Genomic DNA, 4819 nt, shown 5'->3' with positions numbered 1-4819 from the left:
GAGAAATGTGGCTGAAGCCAAAAGAGAGAAACAACTTGTAAACCGTCAGCTGAAGCAGACGGCAAATGAACCTGTAATAGTCAAGTGACTCTGATTATGGTGGTTGTATAGGCGGGAATATGACACACCCCCTTCCCCCTCTCCAGAGGGGAGCCAGTTACAACCAGTTGCTATAAACAAACACTCATTTCTGACAATATTTGAGTCTTCTGCATTTCTTTTTTAGAACAAATGAAAGGAAGGTTATTAGCCGAGGCAAGTTCTCCTTTAGAAATTCCCCACCTTTTTTGTTTATGTGGGGAATTTTCCCCCTAATAGTGGGGAATAATCCCCATTGCAACGGGGAAAAATACCCACTATTATGGGGAGAATGTTATAGTTCAGCTATTTCTATTGGCATAGATGATTGATAATTTTAAATCAAACACACCTCTTCTAACAAGCAAATCATTTATCTTTGTGCAACTTATTATAAAGAAAAGAGAGTTATGAAGAAAAGTTTTTTGTATTTGTTTACCGTGCTTTGTACGTTAAATATGTTTACCGCTTGTAGCGATGATGATGATTCGAAAGATCCGAATGGCTTGGAAGTAAATGCCACTTACTCCGGTGAAAATCTTGATTTGAAGTATAGCGATGTCGCTTTGTTGGGCAAGGAAATTTCTTTTGAGACAAAAGACGGTAAGACGGCTACACTCACGATGAAAGGTACTTTTGATATGAGTGTCATTAGCGGTCTTATCAATGGCGGATCGAAATCCGCATTAATTCCTAATCTGGTTCCCGGCGTAATTCCGGGAGAAATTACTACGACGATATCGAATGTTCCCCTGACTTTATCCGGAGAGAAATATACGTTTGAAGGAACAGATTCAGGCAACGGACGTGAAGTAAAATACATCGGCAGCGTGGAAAAAGACAAGCTGGTCCTCTCCCTGAACGTAACCATGCCGAAGAATGACCTGACTGGTAACTGGAACCTGGCAGTACAGCAGCCGTTGAACCTTGTCTGGTCGGCAGGCGACGCAACGATCGACCTGAGTGGTTTAGGTATCTCCGGAATCTCCGGCCCGATTCCTGTATCGATGGCTGCTCCTATGATTGGAGAATTGGCAGGCGGGGTCCTGCGTCAAGTACTTGAAAGCATTTCATACGGAGAAGACGGAAACATTACTGCCCGTTATATGAAAAAAGGAGCATCCGGCTGGCAGTCTTCCCCGCTTAACCTGGCACAGTATTACATCAAAAATAATAAATTGTATGTGCAATTGAATATTGCCCAGATCCTGGCAACTGTAGAGGCTAACAAGTCTAAAGCGGATATAGGTAGCAGTGAAATCCTGAAATTCTTGGAGGCGATTAAGTTGATCGCTCCTTACCTTTCGGACGGTGTTCCTTTGAGTTACAGCGTTTCCAACGGAACGGCGCAAGTCACTCTCGGATATGACGTATTGGGAAAACTGTTTGCTTTGCTGACCGATGAAGATTTGTCCGGTTTGATTCTGGGTAAATTACCTGATAATATCAAGGCTGTTATGGCACAAATTCCGGGTATCCTCGAAAAGACGGATGATGTAAATGTAACCTTGATCCTGCAAAAGCAATGATAGCAATACGATTTTTTGAATGAAAAAAGGCAGTTGGTTTATTCCAGCTGCCTTTTCTTACTCAATCTCCGATCGATCACAGTTACTCTCTTCTGGATATATGGCAGGTTTGTTGGTCAGTTTGACTTTCACTTTCTTGCCTACGCAGGGACATAGTGTTAAAAATCAATAGTGATTTCCTAAGTATGAACGGCATAATTATTATTACAGACCTTAACTTTGAAAAGGAATAATAACTATCTTTGCCCCCGATTAATATTAAACTTAAAAAATAATGAAGAAAAATTTATTGTACTTGTTTGCTCTGATCTGCTCTGTGAGCCTGTTTACGGCTTGTAGTGATGATGATGAAAAAACAGATGACAGTTGGAAAGCTGTTTCTGCTACATATTCTGCAGAGACACTTAAGTTAAGCTTGGATGGCACTGAAGTTTCAGATCAATCTGTAAAAGTAACTGCTAATTCTGCAGAGTCAGCAAGTGTTGTTTTAACAAAACTTATTCCAGGCGAAGCTGAAATTACAGTGGATGCTAAAATGCTTAAAACAGGAGAAAACTATGCTTTAGAAGGTGAAAATAAGACAGATTTACGTACTGTATCTGTGAAAGGGTCGGTAGAATCTGGAATTTTGACACTGGATGTTAAATTGAAAATAACAGCACCTATTGCTGGAACATGGAAATTAGCAGAAATAAAGAAAGACGAAAATGATAGTTTTGTTTCTGGGCCGCTATTCATGACTTGGGAAGCCGAGGATGGGACTTTGTTAGGAGGCCTTTTGCCGATAGAATCAATACCGGCTTTAGCTGGTCCTTTAGGAAGTTTAGTTTTAGGACAAGTACTTCAAAATGTTACATTTCAGGATAACGGACAAATTGTAGCATCTTATTCTAAAAGTGGAATTAGTCTGGATAAACCAGTGACTCCGTCTTGGGAGACTTCAGAAGAAGGTTACGCAGCCTATAATGTAACTGAGACTCAGATTCTCGTCTTTTTGAATTTGGAAAAGATCATAGCAGGATCAAAATCAGAACAATCTTCATTTGATCCATTAATAGAATTAGTTAAGAATGGAATACCTGTAAATTACGAAATCGCTTCTGATGGAAATTCGGCAAGAGTATATATCGACAAAGAGCTTGTTGATAAAATCGTACCGTTGCTTCCTATGCTATCCGGTATGATTGAAAATAATGCTTTAGGTGGAATGGGAGCTTTTGTAAAAGGACTTTTGGATTCATTCCCCGAAGCAATGAATAAAACAACTAAATTAGAAATTGGTTTGAATTTAGTGAAATAAGTTTGAACTAAAATCCGATATAACTATAAGATCTCTATCAGGTTGTTGCAACTAGTTGCAGCAACCTGATATTTTTAGCTATAAATAGCATTTTTGTGATTCTACACTACTTTATGGGAGATGTTATTAATAAAGAATGTTCTATTTTTAAGGACTTTTCAGGAGAGGTATGTTTACAAAAAAAATGTTCTTATCTTCGCACCCTATTAACATTAATAATAATATTAAACGTATTTACTATGAGTAAAAAATTAGTCTATTTATTTGCATTGATTTGTTCTATCGGCTTATTTACAGGATGTAGTGACGATGAGGAAGAAAAAGTTGACAACAGCTGGGAAGAGTTGGTAGGTGATTACAGTGGAGAAAATTTAGTGCTTTCATATGGTGATATGGCTCTAACCGGAAAGAAAGTTACTTTCTCGGCTACCAGTGGTAACAATGGGAAACTTTTACTGAATAATATAATCCCGGGAGAAAATGAAACTACAATCTCTAATGTCGAGGTTAAAAACAGCGAATTTTCAGGAACAGCTACTACTACTTATGCTAATGTGGAGTATGCCGGTTCTGTCAAAGAGAAAGTAATGACATTGAAATTGACTGTCGTAATGAATGACCCGAACGGATGGGCGAAAACTTATAGTCTGGCGGATTATACGACCGGACCACTCGAATATAACGGATATGAGAATCCAAACGCTGTACTTGCGGGTGCTGGTTACGTCAACTATGTTTGTGTTACATCTTCTTCTGATTACGGTACATCTTACGGAGCCATGTTCAGAGGTCTTTTCGGGATACTTCTTCCACAAGTATTAAATTCGGTTACTTTAGGTACAGATGGTACTATCACAGCTAAATATATAAAAGAGGGAAAAATTGAATTCAAAACAGATTGGATTTTCCAGTCACCGACAAAAGAGGTTGTAGAAGCACTTATCCCAACTTCCAATTGGTTAGATGCTCCTAAACACTTGGCCTATTGGTTCCATAAAGATGGTAAACTATATATGAAACTCGATTTAGGCAATATTATCGGGCAAGCGATGGGTAGCAATGCTGATGGAATGTCTGAGATCATAACAACAGTATTGACAAGTGAACCTGCCCAATTAAAACAGTTATTGGCTGGTCTACTCAAAGTAAGTGAAATTCCGGTCAGTGATGAAACGATTGCTTTATTACAGGATTGGGCTGTTAATGGAATACCCATGAGTACAAAAACAGAGAATGGACATACTTATATTTACCTTGACAAGAATGCATTCGACCCGATCATGAAAATGCGTGACGATTCTTCTGATTTCCTGAATCTATGGAATATGTTGAGTACAGCAGGTATTATTCCTCCAGATGCCGCCATGGCAGGTATGTTGTTACCAGCTATCAGTAATAATTGGGATGCTACAGAAGCGTTCGATTTAGGTTTAGATTTAAAAGCTAACTAATAAGCAAGATATAGTTATATTGTTTGAGAAAAGAAGGTATCTGAAAAGGATACCTTCTTTTTTGTTTTTTCTATTTGATTATTATTTTTGTTGAGTATTTGATACAATTACAAAATAGAGACCTTGACTTACTAATACAATAACTAATTCTTATATGGGAACAGGTGTTCCTTTTTCAAGAATTAAACTTACAACCTTCTCCTTAAATTTAGGTGTAGCTCGTGTATGTCGTTTCTTTTTTAACTTGGATGACAGTAACGATTTCAGATACGTATTTAGGCCAGAATCTAAGTCTTATTAAAATAATATTTTTTAGACAAATAGTTAATGATTGATTCGACTGACCATTGTCAGTCTTTTGTTCATTATTGTATTAAACAAAAATAGGGTCTAAAAGCATTTTTATCTAATATGTATTAAACAAAAATAGGGTCTAAAAGCATTTTTATCTAATATGTATA

Annotated in this window: 3 protein-coding genes; all 3 read left to right on the top strand. The window is 37.6% G+C overall.

Annotation, left to right across the window (positions count from 1 at the left end):
- Positions 1-488: 488 nt before the first annotated feature.
- The 3 genes from DXA15_RS24530 (at position 489) to DXA15_RS24520 (ending at position 4358) form a co-directional block, all read left to right on the top strand.
- A complete protein-coding gene (locus DXA15_RS24530; RefSeq protein ID WP_128135787.1) occupies positions 489-1607 on the top strand; it encodes a DUF4925 domain-containing protein in 1119 nt (372 codons plus the stop codon).
- 274 nt (positions 1608-1881) lie between these two features.
- Entirely contained in the window at positions 1882-2907 is a 1026-nt protein-coding gene (locus DXA15_RS24525; RefSeq protein ID WP_128135786.1) for a DUF4925 domain-containing protein, read from the top strand.
- Positions 2908-3146: 239 nt separating this feature from the next.
- A complete protein-coding gene (locus DXA15_RS24520; protein WP_128135785.1) occupies positions 3147-4358 on the top strand; it encodes a DUF4925 domain-containing protein in 1212 nt (403 codons plus the stop codon).
- Positions 4359-4819: the final 461 nt, after the last annotated feature.

It is taken from the genome of Parabacteroides sp. AM58-2XD, assembly GCF_003463685.1.
GTDB classification, from domain to species: domain Bacteria; phylum Bacteroidota; class Bacteroidia; order Bacteroidales; family Tannerellaceae; genus Parabacteroides; species Parabacteroides segnis.
The sequence above is the reverse complement of the archived record's forward strand: the minus strand, read 5'-3'. Positions and strand labels throughout refer to the sequence as shown.

Coding starts and splice junctions, on each gene's coding strand:
- DXA15_RS24530 (WP_128135787.1), top strand. CDS start 489: ATGAAGAAAAGTTTTTTGTATTTGTTTACCGTGCTTTGTACGTTAAAT.
- DXA15_RS24525 (WP_128135786.1), top strand. CDS start 1,882: ATGAAGAAAAATTTATTGTACTTGTTTGCTCTGATCTGCTCTGTGAGC.
- DXA15_RS24520 (WP_128135785.1), top strand. CDS start 3,147: ATGAGTAAAAAATTAGTCTATTTATTTGCATTGATTTGTTCTATCGGC.